The 25,364-nt window shown below is 41.4% G+C and carries 24 protein-coding genes, 3 tRNA genes and 1 pseudogene; 13 read left to right on the top strand and 15 right to left on the bottom strand.

Annotated elements, in window-relative coordinates:
* The first annotated feature begins 18 nt into the window (after positions 1-18).
* Positions 19-354, top strand: a complete 336-nt coding sequence (locus GWK51_RS09995; RefSeq protein ID WP_161933582.1) for an MGMT family protein — start codon at positions 19-21, stop codon at positions 352-354.
* A gap of 60 nt (positions 355-414) precedes the next feature.
* Here GWK51_RS09995 and GWK51_RS09990 read toward each other — a convergent pair whose 3' ends face one another.
* Entirely contained in the window at positions 415-855 is a 441-nt protein-coding gene (locus GWK51_RS09990) for a universal stress protein (RefSeq protein ID WP_100243297.1), read from the bottom strand.
* A gap of 349 nt (positions 856-1,204) precedes the next feature.
* Here GWK51_RS09990 and GWK51_RS09985 point away from each other — a divergent pair.
* A pseudogene (locus GWK51_RS09985) lies at positions 1,205-1,443 on the top strand (P-loop ATPase); the annotation flags it as partial.
* A gap of 60 nt (positions 1,444-1,503) precedes the next feature.
* Here the strand turns inward: GWK51_RS09985 and GWK51_RS09980 are convergent.
* From GWK51_RS09980 to carA, 5 genes are all read right to left on the bottom strand, one after another.
* The gene (locus tag GWK51_RS09980; RefSeq protein WP_161933581.1) at positions 1,504-2,232 is read right to left on the bottom strand and encodes a hypothetical protein; all 729 of its coding nucleotides are present in this window, start codon (positions 2,230-2,232) and stop codon (positions 1,504-1,506) included.
* A 64-nt stretch (positions 2,233-2,296) separates the two neighbouring features.
* Complete coding sequence (locus tag GWK51_RS09975) at positions 2,297-2,917, bottom strand: CatB-related O-acetyltransferase (RefSeq protein ID WP_161933580.1); 621 nt, start codon at positions 2,915-2,917, stop codon at positions 2,297-2,299.
* 416 nt (positions 2,918-3,333) lie between these two features.
* Complete coding sequence (gene greA / locus GWK51_RS09970) at positions 3,334-3,810, bottom strand: transcription elongation factor GreA (protein WP_100243300.1); 477 nt, start codon at positions 3,808-3,810, stop codon at positions 3,334-3,336.
* A gap of 93 nt (positions 3,811-3,903) precedes the next feature.
* A complete protein-coding gene (carB, locus tag GWK51_RS09965) occupies positions 3,904-7,137 on the bottom strand; it encodes a carbamoyl-phosphate synthase large subunit (protein ID WP_161933579.1) in 3,234 nt (1,077 codons plus the stop codon).
* A gap of 15 nt (positions 7,138-7,152) precedes the next feature.
* Positions 7,153-8,295, bottom strand: coding sequence for a glutamine-hydrolyzing carbamoyl-phosphate synthase small subunit (gene carA / locus GWK51_RS09960; protein WP_161933578.1), 1,143 nt, complete (start codon positions 8,293-8,295; stop codon positions 7,153-7,155).
* Between the two features lie 327 nt (positions 8,296-8,622).
* Between carA and GWK51_RS09955 the strand changes: the two genes are divergently transcribed.
* On the top strand, positions 8,623-9,090 hold the full coding sequence (locus tag GWK51_RS09955; protein ID WP_100243303.1) for a hypothetical protein: 468 nt from the start codon (positions 8,623-8,625) through the stop codon (positions 9,088-9,090).
* A gap of 65 nt (positions 9,091-9,155) precedes the next feature.
* Here GWK51_RS09955 and GWK51_RS09950 read toward each other — a convergent pair whose 3' ends face one another.
* On the bottom strand, positions 9,156-9,695 hold the full coding sequence (locus tag GWK51_RS09950) for a DOMON-like domain-containing protein (RefSeq protein WP_161933577.1): 540 nt from the start codon (positions 9,693-9,695) through the stop codon (positions 9,156-9,158).
* A gap of 9 nt (positions 9,696-9,704) precedes the next feature.
* Positions 9,705-10,028, bottom strand: coding sequence for a ribosome assembly RNA-binding protein YhbY (gene yhbY / locus GWK51_RS09945; RefSeq protein WP_100243305.1), 324 nt, complete (start codon positions 10,026-10,028; stop codon positions 9,705-9,707).
* 185 nt (positions 10,029-10,213) lie between these two features.
* On the opposite strand from yhbY, the gene rlmE reads away from it, so the two are divergent.
* From rlmE to GWK51_RS09920, 5 genes are all read left to right on the top strand, one after another.
* Positions 10,214-10,864, top strand: coding sequence for a 23S rRNA (uridine(2552)-2'-O)-methyltransferase RlmE (gene rlmE, locus GWK51_RS09940; protein ID WP_044737920.1), 651 nt, complete (start codon positions 10,214-10,216; stop codon positions 10,862-10,864).
* A gap of 136 nt (positions 10,865-11,000) precedes the next feature.
* A complete protein-coding gene (ftsH, locus tag GWK51_RS09935) occupies positions 11,001-12,890 on the top strand; it encodes an ATP-dependent zinc metalloprotease FtsH (protein ID WP_100243306.1) in 1,890 nt (629 codons plus the stop codon).
* A gap of 146 nt (positions 12,891-13,036) precedes the next feature.
* Positions 13,037-13,888, top strand: a complete 852-nt coding sequence (gene folP, locus GWK51_RS09930; protein WP_161933576.1) for a dihydropteroate synthase — start codon at positions 13,037-13,039, stop codon at positions 13,886-13,888.
* 161 nt (positions 13,889-14,049) lie between these two features.
* On the top strand, positions 14,050-15,642 hold the full coding sequence (locus tag GWK51_RS09925) for a vWA domain-containing protein (RefSeq protein ID WP_161933713.1): 1,593 nt from the start codon (positions 14,050-14,052) through the stop codon (positions 15,640-15,642).
* Positions 15,643-15,764: 122 nt separating this feature from the next.
* The gene (locus GWK51_RS09920) at positions 15,765-16,079 is read left to right on the top strand and encodes a DUF5713 family protein (RefSeq protein ID WP_161933575.1); all 315 of its coding nucleotides are present in this window, start codon (positions 15,765-15,767) and stop codon (positions 16,077-16,079) included.
* Positions 16,080-16,135: 56 nt separating this feature from the next.
* On the opposite strand, the gene GWK51_RS09915 is transcribed toward GWK51_RS09920, so the two are convergent.
* Positions 16,136-16,546, bottom strand: a complete 411-nt coding sequence (locus tag GWK51_RS09915; protein WP_235941120.1) for a hypothetical protein — start codon at positions 16,544-16,546, stop codon at positions 16,136-16,138.
* 54 nt (positions 16,547-16,600) lie between these two features.
* Positions 16,601-16,686: transfer RNA gene (locus tag GWK51_RS09910), tRNA-Leu, on the bottom strand.
* Positions 16,687-16,897: 211 nt separating this feature from the next.
* Here GWK51_RS09910 and GWK51_RS09905 point away from each other — a divergent pair.
* Entirely contained in the window at positions 16,898-18,682 is a 1,785-nt protein-coding gene (locus GWK51_RS09905; protein WP_161933574.1) for an alkaline phosphatase D family protein, read from the top strand.
* A 47-nt stretch (positions 18,683-18,729) separates the two neighbouring features.
* Here the strand turns inward: GWK51_RS09905 and GWK51_RS09900 are convergent, their stop codons facing one another.
* A complete protein-coding gene (locus GWK51_RS09900) occupies positions 18,730-19,461 on the bottom strand; it encodes a hypothetical protein (RefSeq protein WP_161933573.1) in 732 nt (243 codons plus the stop codon).
* Positions 19,462-19,633: 172 nt separating this feature from the next.
* Here GWK51_RS09900 and GWK51_RS09895 point away from each other — a divergent pair, with 172 nt between their 5' ends.
* Positions 19,634-19,807: a hypothetical protein gene (locus GWK51_RS09895; protein WP_158293850.1), complete on the top strand. Its 174-nt coding sequence runs from the start codon at positions 19,634-19,636 to the stop codon at positions 19,805-19,807.
* A 146-nt stretch (positions 19,808-19,953) separates the two neighbouring features.
* Positions 19,954-20,865 (top strand): helix-turn-helix transcriptional regulator, encoded by a 912-nt coding sequence (locus tag GWK51_RS09890; protein WP_161933572.1) that lies wholly within the window; start codon positions 19,954-19,956, stop codon positions 20,863-20,865.
* A gap of 128 nt (positions 20,866-20,993) precedes the next feature.
* Here GWK51_RS09890 and GWK51_RS09885 read toward each other — a convergent pair.
* Positions 20,994-21,079: transfer RNA gene (locus GWK51_RS09885), tRNA-Leu, on the bottom strand.
* 13 nt (positions 21,080-21,092) lie between these two features.
* Positions 21,093-21,166 (bottom strand) — tRNA-Cys (locus tag GWK51_RS09880).
* Positions 21,167-21,318: 152 nt separating this feature from the next.
* On the opposite strand from GWK51_RS09880, the gene folD reads away from it, so the two are divergent.
* A complete protein-coding gene (gene folD / locus GWK51_RS09875; protein ID WP_161933571.1) occupies positions 21,319-22,167 on the top strand; it encodes a bifunctional methylenetetrahydrofolate dehydrogenase/methenyltetrahydrofolate cyclohydrolase FolD in 849 nt (282 codons plus the stop codon).
* A gap of 299 nt (positions 22,168-22,466) precedes the next feature.
* A complete protein-coding gene (locus GWK51_RS09870) occupies positions 22,467-23,135 on the top strand; it encodes a class I SAM-dependent methyltransferase (RefSeq protein WP_161933570.1) in 669 nt (222 codons plus the stop codon).
* A gap of 26 nt (positions 23,136-23,161) precedes the next feature.
* Here GWK51_RS09870 and GWK51_RS09865 read toward each other — a convergent pair whose 3' ends face one another.
* Together GWK51_RS09865 and GWK51_RS09860 are read right to left on the bottom strand one after the other, a co-directional pair.
* Positions 23,162-23,593: a hypothetical protein gene (locus GWK51_RS09865; RefSeq protein ID WP_161933569.1), complete on the bottom strand. Its 432-nt coding sequence runs from the start codon at positions 23,591-23,593 to the stop codon at positions 23,162-23,164.
* 129 nt (positions 23,594-23,722) lie between these two features.
* Positions 23,723-25,042 carry an MFS transporter gene (locus GWK51_RS09860; protein ID WP_161933568.1) on the bottom strand — a complete coding sequence of 440 codons (1,320 nt, stop codon included), beginning with the start codon at positions 25,040-25,042 and terminating at the stop codon, positions 23,723-23,725.
* Positions 25,043-25,364 lie beyond the last annotated feature (322 nt).

Below are 25,364 nucleotides of genomic sequence, written 5' to 3'. Positions count from 1 at the left end.
AAAAGGAAGATCTATTAGATGTCCGTGATGCAAACATCTTCAAAAGAATTGGCACAGTTAATTTTGCAGGTGGTAGCTTTAATTCCTTATGGAAAAGTCGCGACCTATGGGCAAGTTGCCAAGATGGCGGGTTTACCTAAACATGCTCGTTTAGTCGGGCGGGTGTTACAGCAAGTTGAAGATGCACAGTTGCCTTGGCATAGGGTGATTAATTCGCAAGGTAAAATTAGCCTAAGCAAACTCGATGCTCAGGGTGATAATCTACAAGTTGTAAAATTGCAGGCGGAAAATATTGCTGTGATTGCAGGGAAGGTGAGCTTAAAGCAGTATCAGTGGAATGGTGAGATTGAGTAGATTAGTGAGGTCTTACACCCAGTGCTGAGTATGAGTGTAAGACCAAGTCGATAAATTCAATTATTGGCGAACCACCAATACAGGGACACCTGTATCGCCAAGAATGTTTTGTGCAACGCTACCTAAGAATAATTTTTTCAGTCCTGTACGACCATGTGAACCAATCACAATTAAATCGGCATTGGTTTCTTTCGCTGCGTTAATGATTTCTTGATGAATCACTTGACCTTCAAGTAGACGTGCTTCTACTTGCAGACCTTCAGCGCTAAATTTTGCTTTTGCTTCCTCAAGGGTTGCTTGAATAGAAGTACGTGCACGTTCAATTAAATCATTGGTTTGTGCAGCAGTAATATATTCGGCTGCAATGTAAGGGTCTAAAGCAAGCACTTGTACAACAGTAATTTTGCTGCCAAATGCTTTAGCAAGCTCTGCTGCTTGTTTTACTGCTGCAAAAGAGGTTTCTGAACCGTCCACTGGAACCAAAATATTTTGATAAGCCATCTGTGTTACTCCTTGTTTTCATTACAATCATTCTAGAAGCTGTTTTATTTGAGAGTTGCGACTCAAAATTATTGTTTATGCTTTTATACTAACTCTAATTTTGACTTTATAAAACCTAGTATTTTCATAAGGATAAGGCTTTATAAACCGTCGATTCCATAACCTAACTTAGCATGTTTTTTGCCTAAAAAGTATGCGTTGTTGTACTAAAGTCGGGTAAAAATTGTGAGAAAAATGAAACAGCTAAGATAAGGCATCTTTTTATTTCAAATAGACGTAAATGAGTGAAACTTGGTCACATTTATAAGGCGTAGTATGATGTTGCTAACTTATTAATAACAAACAATACATGACTGATCAGACCCAATTAAACTGGAATAGAACGAATTTAGATAACATTCAAACTGCTTGGGAAGGTGATCTTTGGGATCGGGAACGTTTAGGCATTCAGTTGATGAACTATGTTGATCGTCTTAACTGTGGTGCTGTGCTTGCTTTGGATGCACGTTGGGGAGAGGGGAAACGTGGTTTGTAAGGCACTGGCAAAAGCATCTGGAAGATGATAAGCATAATGTAATTTATTTAAATATAAAGAAACCACTTTTTACAGGGTTTCTTAATGAGGTAAAACTCTATTCATAGTTCAAACTAATTTGGAAGTTGTTGAATAATTTGCTGGAAATTTAATGCAATTTGAGAACCACTTTCTAATATCTGTAATACAGCCCCTACTTTAAGAAGCTCATCCAAAAAGGATTTGCCTTCAGATGTTTGCTTTATATAAGAGCTATATTCTTGGTCTGTAATAATATGCCCTATAGTTTCATCAATTGATTGATGAATTTCTTTAATTCCATAGAGATTGTATTCTTTTATGTTCTTAATTAGAGAGGTTATCTGTATATAGATGTAATTTTTTACTTTTTCAGATGCATTGCTTTCTAAAATAGAATTTAGTTGGTTAGATAAATTCAGGATTAGTCCGTCTAAAGTTTGTTGATCTATTATTTTATAAGATTGGTATTTTTCTACTAATGCATCGTGTGTTGTTTCAAGTAGAAATAAATGTTCATCCGTATAGCTGTTAATAAACTGACTATGTCTAGTCAAGAGATTAACGTTTAAGAAAGCTTGATTAATAGGTTTAGACCATTTATTGAATTGTTTTTCTAATGATATAGTTCCATTGCAAAATAGTTTAATTTCTAAAATTTGTTTATGTAATTTAGCAATATTTTCTAAAATTTCCGCAGGATTATTTTCATCTATTTTAAAAAAATCAGAGAATACTCTAAGCATTTGAGTATTCATGAGGTTTGGGGAGCGTAATTCTAATAATGCCTGATGTAATTTGAATGCTTGGTTATCGTAGATCAATGTTTGTCCTTTTTGTGCCGAAATAGATCTAAAAAATTATATTATTTTATTTAAAGGTTTCAAGTTAGTTTTTTAAAGCCTTATAAATTTGAATAATATCATCTGTTTGTAACTGCTCACGCATCTTTAAAAACTGCTTTTCATCTAAATCATAAAGTTTAAGGGCAAGCAGTTTTTGAATGTCTTCTTCGGAGAAGCGGTATTTAATCACTTTGGCAGGCACACCGCCAACAACAGCATAGGGTGGCACATCTTTGGTGACGACTGCACCTGTTGCAACCACAGCACCTTCACCAAGTGTAACGCCTTGCATAATCATGGCACGGCTACCAATCCAGCAACCATCACCAATAATTGTATCTCCAGCAGGGACAAAACTACGGGTATCAAATGGAAAAGCTGAAATCCAGTCGGTACGATGCAGTTGATTTCCACCCATCATAATCACGCATTCAGCGCCAAAACACACAAAGTTGCCAATATGCAGTTGGTCAATCGGCTTTTCAGGTGTAGACGGTTTGTCATGTAAATAACGCACGACACAGCGTTCAAAGCCCTGATCCCAATAAGCCGAATAGTATGAATAATTCCCTTTAATGTGAATGTTCGGATTCCTCACGGTTTTCGAAATGAATTCGAATTCACACCAGTGTTTGACAGGGGAATTAATCAAAGGTTCAGACATGGTCGGCATCAAAAGGTATGGATGTGTGGATTATAGCGGATTGTGTGGCATTTCCCTATGGAGCATGGCGGATCATACAGCATTGGTTTAATTTACGAATGAGCGATGAGCTAGCGAAACAGATTCCAGAATAATCTGAACCAGTGTTGAATCGAATTAGGAAAAAGAAAACCCGCTATAGAAGTAAGTGCTGCTGTGACCAGAATAATCATTACAGAGCTGGTATGACTATTGATATGAATTGACCATGAAATTGCTATGAGGATTCCCAAAAAGATTCCACCAAGCGCATAGTAGAAGGCTTGAATTATTCTGTTGTCCATTCTTTGCATTGTTGTTTTGAAGATGCTTTGATTTTAAATGCTTGAGTACAAAAAAGCCCCTCTTTTGAGGGGCTAGAATCTTTAATTCAAAAATTAAAGATATTCAACGCTCACAATTTCGTATTCAACTTCACCTTGTGGAGTTTGAATTTTTGCTTCGTCGCCTTCGTTTTTACCTAAAAGACCACGTGCAATTGGAGAGTTGACAGAGATTTTATTGATTTTGAAATCTGCTTCGTCATCGCCCACAATCATGTAGGTCTTTTGTTCTTCGGTATCTAAGTTTTCAATGGTCACCGTTACACCAAAAACAACGCGACCGTTTTGCTCTAGCTCTTTTACATCAATGACTTGAGCTGCACCCAATTTACCTTCGATATCTTGAATACGGCCTTCACAGAAACCTTGTTGCTCACGTGCAGCATGGTATTCCGCGTTTTCTTTTAAATCCCCGTGTTCACGTGCTTCAGCAATAGCCGCCGTAATACGTGGACGTTCAATACTTTTTAATTGATGTAATTCTTTCTCTAAGGCTTCTTTGCCTTGGGGAGTCATAGGATAACGTTGCATTGTTGTCCCTCAAGTGTGTGAGTGTAAAAAATACAGGTTTATAAATGAAAAAAGCCCGCCACCGATAAGGTGGCGGGACTTATCGGAAACGAATTAAACTACTGTTTGTAAATCTTGCAAACGGTATACATCCATTGGTAATTGGATTCCAAATGCTTGGCAAACTGCTTCAGCACCGTTAATGGTGGTTGTGTAATACACTTTACCTTGTAACGCAGCACGACGGATCATAGCTGAGTCATACTGAGCACGTTTGCCCTCAGTGGTATTGACAATAAGGTGTATTTCACCATTTTTCAAGCGGTCTACAATGTGTGGACGGCCTTCGGTTACTTTATTTACACGTTCGCATGCTAAACCTGCTTGGCTAAGCACGTCATGTGTACCGCCAGTTGCAACAAGTTTGAAGCCGTAAGAAACAAGTTTCTTCGCAATATCAACAATGTATTTCTTGTCAGATTCACGTACAGACAAGAATGCGTGTTTAACTTCGCCTTCTGTCGGTAAACCTGGTAAGCGTTCATTTGAACCAAGCACTGCTTTGTAGAATGCTTCACCAAATGTTTTACCTACACCCATTACTTCACCTGTAGATTTCATCTCAGGGCCAAGCATTGGGTCTACACCAGGGAATTTCGCGAACGGGAATACCGCTTCTTTTACCGCAAAGTGAGTCGGAATAATCTCTTTGGTGAAACCTTGAGATTCTAAAGACTGACCCGCCATACAACGTGCAGCAACTTTCGCTAAAGATTCGCCAATACATTTCGATACGAATGGAACCGTACGTGATGCACGTGGGTTCACTTCAAGTACGTAGATGTCATCGCCTTTTACAGCAAACTGAACGTTCATCAAACCGACAACGCCAAGCTCTTTTGCCATCGCAACTGTTTGGCGACGCATTTCGTCTTGAACTTCTTGCGAAAGCGAGTATGGAGGAATCGAACATGCTGAGTCACCTGAGTGAATCCCTGCTTGTTCAATGTGCTGCATAATCCCGCCAATCACTACATCTTTACCGTCAGATACGCAGTCAACGTCAACTTCTGTTGCATCATCTAGGAAACGGTCAAGAAGAACAGGTGCTTCGTTAGACGCTTGAACTGCTTCACGAAGGTAACGTTTAAGTTCTTCTTCGTTATATACGATTTCCATTGCACGACCACCCAATACATAAGATGGACGCACAACCAGTGGATAACCCACTTTCGCCGCTTCAGAAATACCTTCTTCAGCAGATTTTACGATGCTGTTGTTTGGTTGACGTAATTGCAGACGTTGAATCATTTGTTGGAAACGTTCACGGTCTTCTGCACGGTCAATCGCATCTGGAGATGTACCGATAATTGGAGCACCAGCTTCTTCTAAAGCGCGCGCCAATTTCAACGGAGTTTGACCGCCGTACTGAACGATAATGCCTTTTGGCTTTTCAGTACGTACAATTTCTAACACATCTTCAAGTGTAATCGGTTCGAAGTACAAGCGATCAGAAGTGTCATAGTCAGTTGAAACTGTTTCAGGGTTACAGTTCACCATAATGGTTTCGTAACCGTCTTCACGCATAGCTAAAGCAGCGTGTACACAGCAGTAGTCAAACTCAATACCTTGACCAATACGGTTAGGACCACCACCGATGACCATGATTTTGTCTTTAGTTGACGGGTTTGCTTCACACTCTTCGTCATAAGTTGAGTACATGTAGGCTGTATCAGATTCGAATTCAGCTGCACATGTATCTACACGTTTGTAAACTGGAGTGACGCCCAAGTTCCAACGATGCTTACGGAATTGCTTTTGCGAAATACCCATCAAGTTTGCAATACGAAGGTCAGATAAACCTTTACGTTTGAATGAACGGATGTTTTCAGCAGTTAAATCACCAAAACCTAAAGTTTTAATTTCATTTTCAGTTTTGATGATGTCTTCGATTTGAATCAAGAACCATTTGTCAATTTTGGTAGCTTCAAACACTTCATCTAAAGTGAAGCCGTGGCGGAATGCATCCGCAACATACCAAATACGCTCTGGACCTGGAACTTTAAGTTCAACCAGAATCTTTTCACGCGCACCTTCAGCACCGACTTCGATTTTTTCATCGAAACCACAAACACCAACTTCTAAACCACGAAGAGCTTTGTTCATCGATTCTTGGAAGTTACGGCCAATCGCCATGACTTCACCCACAGATTTCATCTGTGTCGTCAATACTGGTTCCGCTTGTGGGAATTTTTCGAAGTTGAAACGTGGAATTTTAGTTACGACGTAGTCAATCGCAGGTTCGAATGATGCAGGAGTTGTACCGCCAGTGATGTCATTTTTCAATTCATCAAGGGTATAGCCTACAGCAAGTTTTGCTGCAATCTTCGCAATTGGGAAACCAGTTGCTTTAGATGCTAAAGCCGATGAACGAGATACACGTGGGTTCATCTCGATGATCACCATACGACCATCTTTTGGGTTAATACCGAACTGAACGTTAGAACCACCTGTTTCCACACCAATTTCACGTAAAACTGCTAAAGAAGCATTACGCATCAACTGGTATTCTTTGTCCGTTAGAGTTTGTGCAGGAGCAACAGTGATTGAGTCACCTGTGTGCACGCCCATTGGGTCAAAGTTTTCAATCGAACATACGATAATACAGTTGTCGTTTTTGTCACGAACAACTTCCATTTCGTATTCTTTCCAACCAATTAAAGATTCATCGATCAATAATTGTTTCGTTGGAGAAAGATCGAAACCGCGTTCACAGATTTCAATAAATTCTTCTTTGTTGTATGCGATACCGCCACCTGAACCACCCATTGTGAATGAAGGGCGGATAATCACAGGGAAGCCGAAGCGTGCTTGAATTTCTAAAGCTTGTTCCATTGATTCAGCAATGTCAGCTTTTGGACATTCAAGACCAATTTTACGCATCGCGATATCGAAAAGTTTACGGTCTTCCGCTTTTTCGATTGCTTCTTTGGTTGCACCAATCAATTCAACATTGAATTTTTCTAAAATGCCATGCTCATCAAGTGCAAGGGCGCAGTTCAATGCAGTTTGGCCACCCATCGTTGGAAGAACTGCGTCTGGGCGTTCTTTCTCAATGATTTGTGCAACAGTTTGCCAAGTAATCGGCTCAATATAGGTTGCATCTGCCATTGATGGGTCAGTCATAATGGTCGCTGGGTTAGAGTTCACCAAAATAACACGGTAGCCTTCTTCACGAAGGGCTTTACAAGCTTGCGCACCTGAGTAGTCAAACTCGCAGGCTTGACCAATCACAATCGGACCAGCACCAATAATTAAGATGCTTTTAATATCCGTACGTTTAGGCATTATTTCGCTCCTTAATTACTTCTTAGATGCTTCGATAAGTTCGATGAAATGATCGAACAATGGGGCACAGTCATGTGGACCAGGGCTTGCTTCAGGGTGACCTTGGAAGCTGAACGCTGGTTTGTCTAAACGATGGATCCCTTGCAGGGTTTGGTCGAATAAAGACTTGTGCGTAGCTTTTAGGTTTGCAGGTAAAGTTTCTGCATCAACCGCGAAGCCATGGTTCTGAGAAGTAATCATCACAGTACCATCTTCAATGTTTTGTACTGGATGGTTTGCACCGTGGTGACCATGCGGCATTTTTACTGTTTTAGCGCCAGAAGCCAAAGCAAGAATTTGGTGACCCAAGCAAATACCAAATACAGGTACGTTGCGTGCATCTTCTACAATTGTTTTTACAGCTTCAATGGCATAGTCACATGCTGCAGGGTCACCAGGACCGTTCGATAAGAACACGCCATCTGGATTTAAAGCGAGTACTTTCTCTGCAGGAGTTTGCGCAGGAACAACGGTGAGTTTGCAACCGCGGTCTGCGAGCATACGTAAGATGTTGGTTTTGACACCGTAGTCGTATGCTACAACGTGGAATTTATGTTCAGGTTGAGTAAAGCCTTGACCAAGAACCCAAGAACCTTCAGTCCATTCAAAGCCTTCAGGATCACAGCATTCTTTTGCAAGGTCTAAACCATTCAAGCCACCGAATGCACGAGCTTTTGCTAAAGCTTCTTCTTCAGTAATATTTTCGCCAGCGAGAATACAACCGTTCTGCGCACCTTTGGCACGCAAAATACGTGTTAATTTACGTGTATCGATATCGGCAATCGCAACGACATTGTGCTCTACAAGGTATTCACCTAGAGATTGTTCTGCACGGAAGTTGCTATGCAATAAAGGTAAGTCACGGATAATTAAACCGTTAGCCCACACTTTATGAATACGGCCAGACTCTGCATCTTCAGAGTTGCAACCTGTATTACCGATATGCGGATAAGTTAATGTCACAAGTTGTTGTGCATAACTTGGATCGGTCAGAATTTCTTGATAGCCAGTCATGGCTGTGTTAAAAACGACTTCACCAGTCGTACTTCCCGTTGCGCCGATAGACGTACCTTTAAAGATTGTACCGTCGGCGAGGGCTAAAATGGCGGGGATGCTCAAACCAAAGCTCCTGAACTAAAACCACAAAAATAGGGCTGTAAAAAAGCGAGTAGACGAAAAAAAAGGAAGGCTATTAAAAAAACCTACCCTCCCTCGTGTCTGCTCGCTTGTAACTTAACAGCGCATTATACGCATCAGCTATGAAGAAGTCCACGTAAAAACCAAAGAATAAAAAGATAAAAGACTTGCATTTTTTAGATCGTTGTTTTGTCGCACAAAAAATGGAAAATGTAAGCAATTAAGAATTGTCTGACAAATCAAGCCCTAAATTTGAACACATCCAGTTAAGCTGTAAATCTTCCTTACTATAAGAACAGGTTGTGCATCATGACAGTAGAAAAAAAACCGACAGAAGTGACCGATTCCCTGAAAGAGGTCGTCACTGAAAGTTCCGCAAAATTGGAAAAAGTGGCAAAGCAAGCGAAACAGCAGGTGACAGAAGCTGTGACCGAGGCTGAAGAAAAAGTCACTGAAGAGGCGAAGCAATTAAATGCCACTGTACAAGATCAAATTCGTCAGCTCAAAGAAGATGTAGTGCAGCGTATCGAGAGTTTGAAATCACAATTGAACTTGTCACAGAAAGATTTAACCGATCTGAAAGACTTTGTGAAAACGGAAGTGAATGCGGTAATTGAAGATTTGACCAAATTTGGTAAAGAGCTGAAAGATGATGTCAGTCAGATCTCGGTTAAGCATAAAGACCAATTAACTGAAACCTTTAAACGTTCTAAAGAACATACTTTAGAAGCGTGGAATAAAGTTTCGAGTAAAGATGCTTCGGAAAGCCAACCTTGAGCGAATCATGAATTTATAAAGAAAAATTTCACCTCTCCTTGTAAAAGGAGAGGAGTTGGAGTGCTTTAGAACTGATGTAGCCAATCGCGTTTATTGTGAAAATCCGCTGTTGGACTACTGTGTTGCATGGCGTAGAACTGCTCACCTTGGGAGGTCTTCAGTACAGCGGTCAAGCCAAGGAATAGATCGGACCATTTGAGCTTATGCTGCAACATAAATTCAGTTAAATCTACACTCACATTGAGTCCATAGTGCGTGCGCTTGAGTTGGTTCAACTCAATATCATACGCAGCATGCGGTGGCATATCTTCAGGATAGCGATACTCTTCAAATTGGTAGGCTTGCCATGCTTGAGAAGGGGCTAAATTGATTTCACGATAAAAATCTTCGTGCTTCACACCAATAAAAATCTCAAAGCAGGTGTTTTCCCAAAGAAAATCCTGACGTGGATGCGCTGCAATTAAAGCAGGCCAGTCAATCCACTGGTTCGGGTCACGAATCCAAAAGCCGACATTCAGCGTAAAAGGGCTGACTTGTTCAATCGCACCCACTACAGAAATGGCTTGGAAGCGTCGGTCAAATGCGCTGAGCTCGTAACTTGCCATAAATCAAAATTACTTAGATAAATGAGCGTGGCGAACAAGGTTCGAAAGTTTTGGATTTTGCTGTTTCGCTTTTTTGTAAAGCAGGGCAATTTTACCAATCGTTTGTACCACTTCAGCACCAGTCACTTCTGCAATTTCAGCAATTACTGCGACACGCGCTTCACGATCTTCACCTGCAATCTTAACTTTGATGAGTTCGTGATCATTTAATGCACGGTTGGTTTCCTCAACGACATTCTCAGTCAAACCTTGACCACCAATCATCACAACAGGATTAAGTGCATGACCAATTTGACGTAAACGCTTGCGTTCCTGAATAGATAAAGCCGCCATGAAAGATAACCTAATTTTAAAAACGACCTAGTATAGCAAAAATGAGTTAAAGCGGTTGAAATAATCGATCTTGTTGATTGAAAAAAACAGGCGGTTTAAGTCGATTTAGATACAGATGTATACTGCAAGCACTTGGTTTTTCACGTACAATAAAAAATTAGAAGTTTTTATATACATAGAGAGTTATGGCCACACGCATTACCAACCAAAAATTATCCAAAAGTAGTCGTGCGTGGATGAGAGAACATCTTGATGATCCTTTTGTGAAAAAAGCGCAGAAGGAAGGTTATCGAGCACGTGCTGCTTATAAGTTACTTGAAATCCAAGAAAAATATAAAATTATTAAGCCCGGTATGACCGTGGTGGATTTGGGTGCTGCTCCAGGAAGTTGGTCCCAAATTGCAGGAAAACTGGTCGGTGACAAAGGTTTGGTTATCGCATCAGATATTTTAGAAATGGATGCTTTACCCGATGTGACTTTTTTACAAGGTGACTTCCGCGAGGAAGAAGTCTTCGAAAAATTGTTAAATATTTTAAATGGGCGTGTTGTTGACGTTGTAATTTCAGATATGGCCCCCAATACATCAGGTAATAGAGCTGTAGATCAACCTCGTCAAATCTACCTGTGTGAACTAGCACTGGACTTTGCCAATAAGGTTTTAGGACCAAATGGGCAGTTTGTAGTGAAAGTTTTCCAAGGCTCAGGCTTTGATGAATTCCGTAAACAAGTGGTCGATAGTTTTGACGTGTTGAAGACGGCTAAGCCAGCTGCATCACGTGCTCGTTCGAAAGAAGTTTTTTTAATCGGCCAAGGGCGCAAGAAGGCTTTAAAGTAAAGTTTACTTGCCAACTCGTTAAAAATTGTGCATTTTGTACTTTTTTACATTATTGAACAGCTGGGTTTACAGCTTACATTATTAAGGTCACCCATCCTTGGGCATGATCAAATTAGATTGATATGGGAATAAAGCTTTGAGCGATCTCTTCAAGAATGCCGTGTTGTGGCTCATTATACTGGGTGTGCTGATTTTGATCTTCAGCAACATCAGTGACCGTGATAAGCCAACTGCAATGAACTATTCAGAGTTCGTTACAGCGGTGAATGCTGGTCAAATTAAGCAAGTCACAATTGATGGTGAAAGAATTAGTGGCACTAAATCAAATGGATCTGAGTTTGAAAGTATCCGTCCAGCGGTGCAAGATCCTGAATTGATGCCTAGCCTGATTAAAAACAATGTTGTCGTTGAAGGTACTGCACCACAACGCCAAGGTTTGTTGATGCAACTTCTGATTGCAAGCTTCCCTGTACTCTTAATCATTTTGTTATTCATGTTCTTTATGCGCAACATGGGTGGCGGAGCAGGTGGTAAAAACGGTCCAATGAGTTTTGGTAAGTCAAAAGCAAAAATGCTGTCTGAAGACCAAATTAAAGTTACATTTACCGATGTAGCGGGCTGTGATGAAGCGAAGCAAGAAGTAGTCGAAATTGTAGACTTCTTGAAAGATCCTGCGAAGTTTAAACGTCTTGGTGCAACCATTCCGAAAGGCGTGTTAATGGTTGGTCCACCGGGTACAGGTAAAACTTTACTGGCGAAAGCGATTGCTGGTGAAGCGAAAGTGCCATTCTTTAGTATTTCTGGTTCTGACTTCGTTGAGATGTTTGTCGGTGTGGGTGCATCACGTGTACGTGATATGTTCGAACAAGCCAAACGTCATGCGCCATGTATCATTTTCATCGATGAGATTGATGCTGTTGGTCGTCACCGTGGTTCAGGTACAGGTGGTGGTCACGATGAACGTGAACAAACCTTGAACCAGATGCTGGTAGAAATGGATGGCTTTGAAGGTAATGAGGGTATTATCGTCATTGCTGCAACCAACCGTGCTGATGTATTGGATAAAGCCTTATTACGTCCTGGTCGTTTTGACCGTCAAGTGATGGTGGGTCTTCCTGACATTAAAGGTCGTGAGCAAATTCTGAATGTTCACTTGAAGAAATTACCTTCAGTGACAGGCGTGGACCTTAAAGTTTTGGCTCGTGGTACACCAGGCTTCTCTGGTGCGCAATTGGCAAACTTGGTCAATGAAGCTGCATTGTTTGCTGCTCGTCGTAATAAAAATACGGTGGATATGCATGACTTTGAGGATGCCAAAGACAAAATTTACATGGGTCCAGAGCGTAAATCGATGGTGCTTCGTGAAGAAGAGCGTCGTGCAACGGCTTACCATGAAGCGGGTCATGCCATTGTGGCTGAAATTTTGCCGGGAACAGATCCTGTGCATAAAGTGACAATTATGCCGCGTGGTTGGGCATTGGGTGTGACTTGGCAGTTGCCTGAGCAAGATCAGATTAGCCATTACAAAGACAAGATGTTGAATGAACTTTCGATCTTGTTTGGTGGTCGTATCGCGGAAGAAATCTTCATTAACCAGCAATCTACAGGTGCTTCGAACGACTTCGAACGTGCAACCAAAATGGCACGTGCGATGGTGACCAAATATGGTATGTCGGATAAACTTGGTGTGATGGTTTACGAAGATGAAAACCAAAATGGTTTCTTTGGTAATGTCGGTAGCCGTACTATTTCTGAAGCGACGCAACAAAAAGTCGATGAAGAAGTACGTCGTATTCTGGATGAGCAATACCGTGTAGCACGTGATGTCTTGGAAAATAACAAAGATATCGCTCATGCGATGGTGAAAGCTTTGATGGAATGGGAAACGATTGATCGTGATCAAATTCGTGACATTATGGAAGGACGTGAACCACAACCACCTAAGGTGTATGTGGCTGAGAATCCTGTGATTGATGTGACGCCAACCAGCGGTCCATCTACACCACCACCATTACCAGCAAGCTAAGCTGCAAAGGTAATGTAAAAGAGAGTCTCTAAATGAGGCTCTTTTTTTATGCTGTTGCCTTAAGAATAAAAGTCGAATTGAAAAGTTTTCAGCCTGAAATAAGATTGAATTGCTACACTAGCAGCGATTGTTTCAGGAGTGTATTTATGCAACTTATGCCTTTACCGAATCGCGTTCTCAGCTGTGGTCGTTTGCGTTTAGATTTATCCCAACCACATGTGATGGGGATTCTAAACGTGACACCTGATTCTTTTAGTGATGGCGGCTTGCATAACTCCAAGGATGCTGCGGTTGCACGTGCATTACAAATGGTGGCAGAAGGAGCAACCGTAATTGATGTGGGGGGCGAGTCCACACGACCAGGCGCATCGGTGGTTGAGGTTGAAGAGGAAATTCGCAGAGTCATTCCTGTGGTGCAGGCACTCGCACAGCATGATGTCATTATTTCGATTGATACCTCGCAACCTGAAGTGATTCGCGCGGCTGTTGCTGCGGGGGCGCACATTTGGAATGATGTGCGTGCACTGACACGTCCACATGCACTAGAAACTGCGTCGGAGTTGAACATTCCAATTATTATTATGCATATGCGTGGTGAGCCGACTACCATGAATAATTTGGATCAGTACCAAGATGTGACTGAGGATGTAATTGCGGAGTTACAGCAGCGTGTTGATGATGCTTTAGCGGCTGGGGTAAAACCTGAACATATTATGATTGACCCTGGTTTTGGTTTTGCCAAGAATGCTCAGCAGAACTTGCGACTGTTAAAAGAGTTCTGGAAGCTAAATCGTATGGGTTATCCCATCTTATCTGCATTGTCGCGTAAGCGCTTTATTGGTGAGGCACTGGGCGGTGCTGATGTAGTAGAGCGTGCAGTGGGTTCTGTTGCAGCACATTTGCTCAGTATTCAGCAAGGTGCAAGCATGGTGCGTGCGCATGATGTGAAAGCCATGTCTGATGCGATTAAAGTGTGGCAAGCCATGCAATCTGCTTAAAAAGCTGCTGAATTTAAATATGCTGCTGGATATAGAACGATAAATGATATGTGATGCATCGCTCTTAGGTATTTTTTCAAGGAACGTGCGTTGTAATACGGGGCTATGTTTGCAGAATGATGGAATTGAAATTTAAATAAAATAACGTTGGATAAATCATGATGTTAAGACCTAAATTTTTAGTGCTTGCTGTAACGGGGATATTGTTGGCTGCCTGTGGTCAGGTTCCGCCACAGCAAATGTCGATGAGCAGAGCGGCAGCTGTTGGTTTGGCGATGCCTGCACCAATGGCTATGATGAGCATGCCTGAAAATATGCCATTGCCTATTGAAAATACTGAGAATTATCAGAAAATAGAAACCAATCCTGTGCATGTGGTTGCGCAGCAGCCTATCTCTACCTTTAGTATTGATGTGGATACGGGAAGCTATACTAATGTTCGGCGCTATTTGACACAGGCAGCGCAATTGCCTCCTGTGGATGCTGTACGCATAGAAGAAATGGAGAATTATTTTAACTATCACTATCCAAATCCTGTGGGGCAGCATCCATTTTCGGTGAATACTGAAGTGGTTAATTCTCCTTGGCAGCAAAATGCCAAAATTATCAAGATTGGCATTAAGGCTAAAGATTTGCAGATGCAGCAATTGCCACCTGCCAATCTGGTATTTTTGGTGGATGTCTCTGGCAGTATGGATGCGGAAAATAAATTACCCCTCGTCAAAAAGACTTTAACTTTGCTGACAGAGCAATTGCGCCCGCAAGATAAAGTCAGCATTGTGACCTATGCTAGCGGTGAAGATTTAGCACTGCCACCCACTTCTGGCGCTGACAAGGACAAAATTTTAAAAGTCATTCATCGCTTAAAAGCAGGCGGGGCGACCTCAGGGGAGCGCGCTATTCAACTGGCGTATGATCAAGCGCAAAAGTCTTATATTCAAGGTGGCATCAACCGTATTCTGATTGCAACCGATGGTGACTTTAATGTCGGAATTACTGATTTTGACACCTTAAAGGGCATGATTGCGGAAAAACGTAAATCAGGCATTTCCTTTTCCACTTTTGGCTTTGGTTCTGGAAACTATGATGAGCAGTTAATGGAGCAATTGGCAGATGCTGGAGATGGGAACTATAGTTATATCGACAATGAGCGTGAAGCCAAGAAGGTATTACAGCGTCAACTCAGTTCGACACTGGCAACCGTTGCACAGGATGTCAAAATCCAAGTCGAGTTCAACCCCGCAACGGTCAAAGAATATCGTCTGCTCGGTTATGAAAATCGCCTATTAAAAAATGAAGATTTTAATAATGATCGTGTAGATGCAGGGGATATTGGGGCGGGGCATACGGTCACAGCCTTATATGAAATTATTCCAGTCGGGCAAAAAGGCTGGCTGAATGAATCGCGCTATCAGGCACCTATAAATTCAAGCAAAGCCAACACGCAAGAATATGCTTATGTGAATGTGCGCTATAAACAACCGCAACAGAGTCAAAGTATTTTGTTGAGCGAGCCAGTGCTTACACGGAGCCAAGACTTGGCGCAGGCATCGGCTGATACGCGCTTTGCGATTGCTGTTGCGGCTTATGCACAGCAATTACGGGGTGGGAAATATAATGCGCAGATGCAATGGGATGATATTTTCAAGTTAGCACAAAGTGCAGCACAGCCAGATGAGTTTGGCTTACGTGCCGAGTTTCTGGATTTGGTGAAAACAGCAAAAAGCTTGAGTACCGAGCCTGTTAAACCTTAATTCTAAGTTTCTGTATTTTTTCATGATATTTAAGGGTGGAATTTAATCTGCCCTTTTTTATTTGGTAAAAGCCAGTCTTTATGCTATATAGGCTCGCGTTTATTAGTAGTTTGAGTGGCTGTATGTTTGCAGATTTACTTCTCCCGATGTTTGATGATGAATATTACCCAGATGTATTGGTGGCTGAAGTGCAGCAATGCATTGTGCAATTTGCCAAGAAAGTGGCAAAGGTTAAGGACAGTACATCTGAAATTTATCGATTTGCAAATGATACTGTTTCTGCAATTAATGAAATGAAGCCTCAGTTTGAAGATTTAGATTCATCGCTCGATGATACTGCGGCTGATTATATTGCTGAAGCCATGATGATGGTGGTACAAGAGCATGGTCATTTCGATGTGGAAATGGAAGAGCTGATTGCGAATCGAGAGTGGTGAGTCACTCTCTGTTTTTTATGTTGGTGAGATGAATTGGATTAATGCAAGATTGAGGTTTACAGTTCATCTAAAAGGTCATTTAAGTGACAGCTTTGATTTAAGTGCTCATCTTCAATTGCATTGACCGTCATCACATATTCATCTTTGATTTTTTCAGCATTGGCACTGAGATTCAGCCAAAACTTTGGATAAGTTTTTATGAGTGTGCGTATGTGCTGTTCATCACGTATATGGTTAAAACTTAACTTAAACTCTGCATCTACAGACTTACATACATGTAAGTAAAGCTGCTGGTCTTTTTCGAGAATCGTCCCAGCAAACCGATCATAAAATTTTTCAGTATTTGTCTCTACAGCTTTGGTTTCTGCGTGAGCAAGGTTTGAAAGACTCAGGATTAAAGTCGTAAGGTTTAGAATTTTTTTCATCTTGTCATGGTTGAATGATTTTAATTTATAAATTATAGACATAAAAAAACCAGCTTTCGCTGGATTTTTATTGCACCATTTTAAGAAGTATTAAAATGGTGCCCGGGGCCGGACTCGAACCGGCACGCTTTGAGGGCGGGGGATTTTAAATCCCCTGTGTCTACCTATTTCACCACCCGGGCATGAGCGCAATAATAGAGTACCAATTTATTCTTTGCAAGATGATTTCTTAGTATTTGCTTTATTTTCAGACAATTCATGAATTTGTGATCAAAAAATCACAATTTTAACGACAACAGGTACTTGCCTTGTCATCATATGTTCATGCAATTGAGATCATCATTAAATATTCTTTGCCTATTTTTTAAGTCACGTTTCTAGTGGATTAAAAAAATGACAAATACATTAACGCGCCGTGAACTCATTCAAAAAACTTTAGCTGGTTTTGGTGCGGTTTCCTTACCTCTTTCACTCACCGCATGTGGTGATGACTCGGATAATGCTTCGGGTTCAGGTGTTAGTGTGCAATTTGCACATGGTGTTGCCAGTGGCGACCCGTTACAAGATCGTGTGATTATTTGGACGCGTGCAACGCCTAGTGAGCTGCAAGCACGCTTAGAAATTGTTTGGGAAGTGGCAACTGATCAGCAATTTACTCAAATGGTTGCGACAGGCAAAGTACAAACCAGTCCAGCACAAGACTACACGGTAAAAGTGGATGTCACAGCACTCTTGCCACAGCAGCGCTATTTTTATCGTTTCCGTTTTGGGCAAAGCGTTTCACCGATTGGACAAATGAAGACCTTGGCTGTTCAGGCTGCTCAGGTGAAATTTGCAGTTTGTTCCTGTTCCAATTATCCCGCAGGTTATTTCTATGTTTACCGTGAAATGGCGAAACAGGATGTCGACGTGGTGCTGCATCTGGGGGATTATATTTATGAATATGGCAAAGATGGCTACGCAACAGAAGATGCGGAAAAGCTCGGGCGTTTGCTTGCAGATGATAATAATCAGGAAATTATTGGTTTAGATGATTATCGCAAACGTTATGCTTTGTACCGTCAAGATTTGGATTTGCAGGCATTGCATCAGCGGCATCCTTTTATTGTAATTTGGGATGATCATGAGCTAGCCAATGATACTTGGCGCGATGGGGCGGAGAATCATACTGAGGCAACTGCACAAGCGCAAAATGAAGGGAAATTTTCTGAGCGTAAACTGGCAGCGTTACAAGCCTACTTTGAGTGGATGCCAATTCGTCCAGTGTCAGAAGATGATCATTTACATATTTATCGTCAGTTTGATTTTGGTTCACTGGTGCAGTTAACCATGCTGGATACACGTATTATCGCGCGGGATCAGCAATTGGACTATGCTAATTACTTGACTGCACAAGGTTTGAATGCGATGCAGTTCCAGCAAGACTTGTTGGCGCAGGATCGGACTTTACTTGGCTATGAGCAGCGTGACTGGTTGTTGCAAAAATTAATGAGTAGTAGTGCCACGTGGAACGTATTGGGACAACAGGTACTGATGTCAAAAATGTTTATTCCTGCTGAGCTTTTGTTGTCTTTGGCTGAAATCAGTAGTGGCACGGTTACGACTGAAACATTGGCGAAGATGAATGCGCAAATTACAGAGCTGGTTCAAATCAAATTACGGTTACAGGCGGGTGATCCAACTCTGACTGACTTAGAAAAGGCACGGGTCAATACAGTTGCACCGTATAATTTGGATGCATGGGATGGTTATTTTTATGAGCGAGAAGTACTGTATGCAACCCTAAAGAACTTGAATAAGAAAGTCGTCGTCTTGGCAGGGGATACACATAATGCTTGGTATTCTGAGTTGCTGAACAAAGATCAAGATATGCTGGGCGTGGAGTTGGCTACCAGTTCGGTGTCTTCACCTGGTTTGGAAAAATATTTAAGTATTCCTTTGGCACAATTGCAGCAATTTGAATATGCATTTCAGACTTTAATTAATGATCTGGCATACTGTAATTTGAATCAGCGGGGTTATTTGTTGGTCAATTTTACCGAACAGAATATGCAGTCGAATTGGATCTTTGTTGACAGTATTAAAGAGCAAAGCTACGCGGTTGATGAATCACGAGGTTATCAGCTCATTTTCAATTCGCAATTACAGTTGTTGGAAGATTTACCGCAATCAGCTTAACTAATCATCAAAAACATAAAAAAACTGGGTCAAAGCCCAGTTTTTTATTACATTAAACTATCGAGATAATTCTCTAAATCCTGATGCTTGTGGGTTAAGCATAATTGTTGTTCCATCTGCATGGACTTTAAATGCAGGTTTTTAAAATGCTGTAATTGCTTGAGTTTCTGTTGATATGTTGCCGTATTTTTTTTGCTAAATTGCAGTATTATTTTGAGTCGAATAATTTGTTTATAACTCCAGAAATTAAAGCGGCGTAATTCCTGTAAATAATATAGTCCAACATGTGTAGCGCTATTGCGGAATAGATTTTCTTTATAAAACTTTACAAAGCCAAAACCCATGGCAAAGAAAAACAGCACAATTTGTAAAAATGTACTTTCGATAAAGGCAATATTGACCGCTTGTAAAATAATAAGGGCTGCAATTTTAATTGGTGCATGCTGCTGTTGTTCATAATAAGAACGAGAACTGTGCTTCATTTGTTTGAGGACAAGCGGAACATAAAGCATGTAAAGCAGCATAAAGCACAGCGCAGAAATGCCTTGTGCTTGAAATGTAGTAAAGCGTAGGAAATGCGATTCGATATAGTGACCAAGGCTTAAAGACAGTGAAACGAAAATCATAATGGCTAAGATCCAAGGAATAAACTCCTTAATTTCATCCATTAAACCTTTGGTTTTCAGCATGCCATAAAATACAAAATTACGTCTAAATGCAGAGGGATACTGAATCTGTAATTGTTTTAAAAAGAGCGCAGCCTGCTTGTCACTGACCATAAAAATAAGTACTTGAAAGTTGCCGTATTATAAATCAGAAAAGCATATTTGGGTCAAATGATATTAAAACCAACTAAATTAGTAGAAAAATTTTACTATTTAGTGAAATCGTGACACCACCTGACCAGTTGATAGCATATTTTACAAAAACTGTGATCGGTTGGAGGGTTTTATGAAAATTATCGCTGGACCATTACATTTTTTGCATATTAAAAAAGCAAAGAGTCGAATGATTCGAGGGTTCATTCGTAAAGAATTAAAGACTGAAAAATTCAGTCATTTTTATTTTTCATTGATTCATATGGAGCAATATAAAGAGCGGTTAAAACTGAATATAAAGTTGTAAGTGGTAAAAATTTCTGTTTGCTGTATTTTCTTTTGTCATTAAATGCGGTATTCATAAATAAAACGATGCTTGGATTTTAAGCCGAGCAAATACTAAATGAATTAAATATGACTTGATAATAATTTTGTGGGTAAGGGTGTTTTTTTATGGAGCGTCAAGCTTCTTCTCATGAGCGATTAGCGGAACGCTTGGCCAGTATTGTAATTAAATTGAATAATGGTCAAAAGTTAAATGCCAAATTGTTAGCTCAAGAGTTTTCCGTCAGTCCGCGAACGATCGTGCGAGATTTCGATCGCTTAAGTATTCATTTGCCGTTGGTTCATGATCAGAAATCGAAACAGTATTATTTAAAGCAGCATGATTCAGGTCGCATTCGAGCGCAGGATGTACAGAGTTTTGCTGAGCTATCGGGGATTGGGAGTTTGTTTCCCAGCCTTGAATTGCCATTCCTACGAGAGTTATTCGGCAATCAGGCGCAGAAAACCTATATGGCAAAAGGCTATAGCTTTGAAGATGCGACACAGTTTCTCGGGCTATTCCAGTATTTTTCCAAAGCGATTCAGGCACAACGTGAAGTTGAGTTTTTATATCGCAATGAATATCGACGGGTACAACCTTATCGCCTTATTCATCATTTTGGCAGTTGGTATCTGGCAGCTGTCGATGATGATCAATTAAAGGCGTATCGCTTAGGTCGCATACAATTGATGAATCCTCTACAAGAGTTATCGCTATTTGAGCAAAGTGCAGCAATTCAAGAGCAGCTTGAACAGGAGCAGAGTATATGGTTTGGGAAAGAAAAGCAGGAAGTGCATTTACTGGTCGATGCTGAAGTGGCTTCTTTTTTCAAATTCAAAAAGCAATTTCCTCAACAAACCATTCTCAAAGAAATGGAAAATGGCAATTTGCATTTGTCTATTTGCATTACTCATCCGAAGCAATTACTGCCTTTTGTACGTTACTGGATTCCCTATGTACAAATTCTGGAGCCGACTAGCTTAAAAGAGGATTTCTTTCGAGAGTTAAAAGCCTATATGCAGCAAGCATTAACAGTATAAACAACGCTGTACTATTTGAAATTTAACTTTGCTGGCTTGATTTACGGATTGGGCAGGAGGAGTTTTTAGACATAAAAAAACCAGCTTTCGCTGGATTCTTTATTACACCATTTTAAGGAGTATTAAAATGGTGCCCGGGGCCGGACTCGAACCGGCACGCTTTGAGGGCGGGGGATTTTAAATCCCCTGTGTCTACCTATTTCACCACCCGGGCGTTTTAACAAGATTGGAGGCGGAGGTCGGAATCGAACCGGCGTACACGGAGTTGCAGTCCGCTGCATGACCACTCTGCCACCCCGCCATGTCTTGTTGATGCACATATTAGCAACCTTTAAAAAAATTACAATACTTTAAATCGTGCATATGCACATAAAATCAGCATGTAGAATAAATTTGCCTAAATAATCATGTATTATTTGCAAAATTGATTCATATCTACCTTGGAGATGTGCTGTGGCATTAGTTTTAGATGGTCGTGCGTTGGCTAAACAAATTGAAACTGACTTGTTAACACGTGTTGAAGCGTTAAAAGCAAAATCAGGTCGTACCCCAATTTTGGCAACGATTTTGGTCGGTGACGATGGTGCATCAGCGACTTACGTGCGTATGAAGGGTAATGCCTGCCGTCGTGTAGGTATGGATTCATTAAAAGTTGAGCTTCCGAAAGAGACCACAACCGAGCAATTATTGGCTGAAATTGAAAAATTGAATGCGAATCCAGATGTGCACGGTATTTTGTTGCAGCACCCAGTGCCTGCGCAAATTGATGAGCGTGCGTGTTTCGATGCCATTGCTTTAGAAAAAGATGTGGATGGTGTGACTTGCCTTGGTTTTGGTCGTATGGCAATGGGTGAGGCGGCATATGGTTCTGCAACTCCAGCAGGCATCATGACAATCCTTAAAGCAAACAACATTGAAATTGCAGGCAAACATGCTGTGGTTGTGGGTCGTTCTGCAATTTTGGGTAAACCAATGGCTGCGATGTTATTGGAAGCGAATGCTACCGTAACGATTTGCCATTCTCGTACCCAAAACCTTGCTGAGTTTGTTAAACAAGCCGATATTATTGTGGGTGCCGTGGGTAAAGCTGAATTGATTCAAAAAGACTGGATCAAGCAAGGTGCTGTTGTAGTTGATGCTGGCTTCCATCCACGTGATGGCGGTGGTGTAGGTGATATCCAGTTGATGGGTATTGAAGAGATTGCATCTGCTTATACACCTGTTCCTGGCGGTGTAGGCCCGATGACCATTACGACTTTGATTCGTCAAACAGTGGAAGCGGCTGAGAAAGCATTAGGTTAATGTTGTAAGTCCACTTCTTAAAAGCTGTATAGCATCAAACTATACAGCTTTTTTTATGGGAGAAATTTCATCTAGGTGAATTATAGGCTTAGTCAAAATCCTCTGTTCAAGCCACCTTGAGTGATGGTGCAGTTTTGCTATACGGATTATTACTTTTCAGTCATGCGAAGCTGGATTATGATCGCCTGATCTGTTGATTTAAGCGATAGCGGTGATCCGTATTTAAATGGCAGTTTCAATACGACTCGGTGTTGCTGAACGATGCATATTTTGCATAGCGTTAAAGGTTTTTAAATTTAATGAGCTGTACTTTTCAAATGGCGAAAGCACCACAACATTTATTGGATGCACTGCATGAGGTGATTCCTCAGGCGGAGTTATTGGCACAACAGTTGCCAGAAACTACCATTTCTTTGTGGCTAATTCCACCCGTATTTCCGACAGATCGGCTAGATGATGAGGTGATTCGTCGTATTTGGAATGAAACGCCGTACTGGATATTTTGCTGGGCTTCGGGGCTGGCAATGGCACAGTGGCTATTGGCCGAGCCGCATCATGTAAAAGATAAAGTCGTGCTGGACTTTGGTGCAGGTTCAGGTGTAGTTGCGATTGCTGCCAAAATAGCGGGTGCGAAACGCGTCATTTGCTGCGATATCGACAAAGTGAGTTTGGCATCGTGCAAGGAGAATGCGATTTTAAATCAGGTCGAATTGGAATATTTAGACGATTTGTACCAATCGGAACAGGTCGATGTGTTGTTGGCAGCAGATGTCTTATATGACCAATGTAACCGCTTTTTTCTAGATGAATTCTTAAAATTTGCCCCCGAAGTTTGGGTGGCAGATAGTCGCGTGAAAAACTTTAGTCATCCCCAATATATGAAAATTGAGGAACGTAGCGCGACAACTTGGCCTGACTTAGATGAAGCGAAAGAGTTTCGTAATGTCAGTTTTTATAAGACGCTATAATGCATAGCGTCTTATAACATGATGCTTTATGAGCAGCTATAACGCACAATACGCAAAGTACTTGGGCGGGCCTCTAAAGCCTGACGTGTCGCATAATCTTCACCATTATGCAGGTCTGGCGTATTGCTCAGACCAATAGAAGTACGTGAGTTACCAATTTGGCGACCATAACTGTCAGAGGTCACAGCAGCAGGATTCGCAACTTCATTCACACTTAAGATTTGCAGTTTAAAGGTTTTATTGGTGCCTAAAACTTTTTGGCAGGCACGTTGCAGTTTTTTCGCATCCAAGTCCTGATTTTGACGACCAGCAAGGGTATAGGCGAGGGTTGCTGAGTCCGCAGTTTGGCTTTCTACACGGTAACCGACTTGACCATTATACTGTTGGGGAGTGCTTTGGCAGGCTGCAAGTCCCAAAGCGATAAAACCAAGCCCTAAAAATTGAAACGTTTTTTTCATCGTGAAAGTTCCGTGTTTTATTCTTGCGCACAGTATGCCATAAGCCTGTGAAAATAACGATGTAGTTCAAAGTAAAAGGACCCGCCTGTAACAAAATAAAGGCGGGTCGTCCGTGCTTATTTTTAGTGTTTAATGGTCAGTGATCAGACTATGTTTTTTGGTGTCTTTCATGAAGATATAGGTGATCAGTGAGAGACCAATCATGAACGTAATATAGTAGAAGAAGTAACTTTCATGTCCTGCATTTTTAAAGCTTAAAGCCACTAATTCTGCTGTACCGCCAAAAATAGTATTGGCAATCGCATAAGGTAGCGCAACACCTAAGGCACGAATATGCGGTGGAAATAATTCAGCTTTCACCACAGCGTTAATGGCGGTGTATCCTGTGACAATAATCATGCCACTCATACACAGTAAGAATGCCGTGGTGGCATCTGTGGTGGTGCCTAAACGATTGAAAATCGGTACGGTAAACAGTACCCCGCAAATACCGAAGGCAATCATAATTGGCTTGCGTCCGATTTTATCGGACAAGGCACCTACCGCAGGTTGAATCAGCATAAAAATAAAGATGGCTGCCGTGGTAATTTCAGTGGCGGTACTTTTGTCAAACCCCGAGGTATTTACCAAGTATTTTTGTAGATAAGTGGTGAAGGTGTTAAAGGCAAGTGTTCCGCCAGCCGTCAGCATAATCACGGTAAAAGCTGCTTTAGGATGCTTGGTAAATAACTCGATAGCTCCTGATTTTGGTCCACCTTGTTTGGCTTGTTCCTGTGCTTGTTTGGATGATTGGGTTTCAACCAAGCCACGACGAATCCAGAACACCACAATCGCCAGCATGGCGCCAATCAGGAAGGGAACACGCCATCCCCAAGCATGCAGGGCTTCTTCCGAAAGCGTGTGTTGCAAAATAATCAGTACACACAGCGCAATCAGCTGCCCTGAAATTAAGGTCACATACTGAAAGCTAGAGAAAAATCCACGATGGTTTTTACCTGCCATTTCGGTCAGATAGGTGGCACTGGAACCATATTCTCCACCGACACTGAGACCTTGCAAGAGTCGTGCAAACAAGAGAATTGCGGGAGCTAACATACCCGCAGTGTCATAAGATGGGGCGCAGGCAATCATCAATGAGCCGATACACATCAAGGATACAGAGAGCGTTAAACCAGCTTTACGCCCCTTACGGTCTGCATAGATGCCCATAATCCAGGCACCAATAGGGCGCATGAGGAAGCCTAGAGCAAATACGGCTGCTGCTTGTAACAGCTTGACGGTTTCATTGCCTTCAGGGAAGAAAACAGGGGCAAAATACAAGGTAAAGGCAGCATAGACATACCAGTCGTACCATTCGACCAGATTACCCGCTGAACCACCTAAAATGGATTTAAAACGCGTTTTTCGATCAAATGGCGTCTGAGCACTTTGTGGGGATGAGTTTGACACAGGAAATTCCAAAGCTGTGGCAAAACACATTCTTTTAAATTCTTCAGATGGGAGAGAAAAACTTAAAAATATGTATTTTGAAAAAGGGGAGATATGTTACTTTTCACATATCTTTTATACGCCGATGCGATTGAGTCTGCATTCGACATTAGTCTTAGGCCGGGTGATGAATCGTATAAATGCTGGGCAGATGGTGAATATCAACGGTGGCTGAGCAAGAGAAAGCTTTTGAGACAAAAAAATTCAATTTAACCATCTTGGTTGGACAATTCATCTCAGGGGATTTGAGTTTTCTGTTAGGATTGAGGAAAGAATAAATAAC

Origin of the sequence: Acinetobacter kanungonis, assembly GCF_009939195.1 — a bacterium.
GTDB lineage: Bacteria > Pseudomonadota > Gammaproteobacteria > Pseudomonadales > Moraxellaceae > Acinetobacter > Acinetobacter kanungonis.
This window is presented reverse-complemented; position numbering and strand designations above follow the sequence as displayed.

What these genes read in the sequence shown, in the direction of transcription:
- GWK51_RS09995 (WP_161933582.1), top strand. Translation starts at nt 19, where the DNA reads ATGTCCGTGATGCAAACATCTTCAAAAGAATTGGCACAGTTAATTTTG.
- GWK51_RS09990 (WP_100243297.1), bottom strand. Translation starts at nt 855, where the DNA reads ATGGCTTATCAAAATATTTTGGTTCCAGTGGACGGTTCAGAAACCTCT.
- GWK51_RS09975 (WP_161933580.1), bottom strand. Translation starts at nt 2,917, where the DNA reads ATGTCTGAACCTTTGATTAATTCCCCTGTCAAACACTGGTGTGAATTC.
- greA (WP_100243300.1), bottom strand. Translation starts at nt 3,810, where the DNA reads ATGCAACGTTATCCTATGACTCCCCAAGGCAAAGAAGCCTTAGAGAAA.
- carB (WP_161933579.1), bottom strand. Translation starts at nt 7,137, where the DNA reads ATGCCTAAACGTACGGATATTAAAAGCATCTTAATTATTGGTGCTGGT.
- GWK51_RS09955 (WP_100243303.1), top strand. Translation starts at nt 8,623, where the DNA reads ATGACAGTAGAAAAAAAACCGACAGAAGTGACCGATTCCCTGAAAGAG.
- GWK51_RS09950 (WP_161933577.1), bottom strand. Translation starts at nt 9,695, where the DNA reads ATGGCAAGTTACGAGCTCAGCGCATTTGACCGACGCTTCCAAGCCATT.
- yhbY (WP_100243305.1), bottom strand. Translation starts at nt 10,028, where the DNA reads ATGGCGGCTTTATCTATTCAGGAACGCAAGCGTTTACGTCAAATTGGT.
- rlmE (WP_044737920.1), top strand. Translation starts at nt 10,214, where the DNA reads ATGGCCACACGCATTACCAACCAAAAATTATCCAAAAGTAGTCGTGCG.
- folP (WP_161933576.1), top strand. Translation starts at nt 13,037, where the DNA reads ATGCAACTTATGCCTTTACCGAATCGCGTTCTCAGCTGTGGTCGTTTG.
- GWK51_RS09925 (WP_161933713.1), top strand. Translation starts at nt 14,050, where the DNA reads ATGTTAAGACCTAAATTTTTAGTGCTTGCTGTAACGGGGATATTGTTG.
- GWK51_RS09920 (WP_161933575.1), top strand. Translation starts at nt 15,765, where the DNA reads ATGTTTGCAGATTTACTTCTCCCGATGTTTGATGATGAATATTACCCA.
- GWK51_RS09915 (WP_235941120.1), bottom strand. Translation starts at nt 16,546, where the DNA reads ATGTCTATAATTTATAAATTAAAATCATTCAACCATGACAAGATGAAA.
- GWK51_RS09905 (WP_161933574.1), top strand. Translation starts at nt 16,898, where the DNA reads ATGACAAATACATTAACGCGCCGTGAACTCATTCAAAAAACTTTAGCT.
- GWK51_RS09900 (WP_161933573.1), bottom strand. Translation starts at nt 19,461, where the DNA reads ATGGTCAGTGACAAGCAGGCTGCGCTCTTTTTAAAACAATTACAGATT.
- GWK51_RS09895 (WP_158293850.1), top strand. Translation starts at nt 19,634, where the DNA reads ATGAAAATTATCGCTGGACCATTACATTTTTTGCATATTAAAAAAGCA.
- GWK51_RS09890 (WP_161933572.1), top strand. Translation starts at nt 19,954, where the DNA reads ATGGAGCGTCAAGCTTCTTCTCATGAGCGATTAGCGGAACGCTTGGCC.
- GWK51_RS09870 (WP_161933570.1), top strand. Translation starts at nt 22,467, where the DNA reads ATGAGCTGTACTTTTCAAATGGCGAAAGCACCACAACATTTATTGGAT.
- GWK51_RS09865 (WP_161933569.1), bottom strand. Translation starts at nt 23,593, where the DNA reads ATGAAAAAAACGTTTCAATTTTTAGGGCTTGGTTTTATCGCTTTGGGA.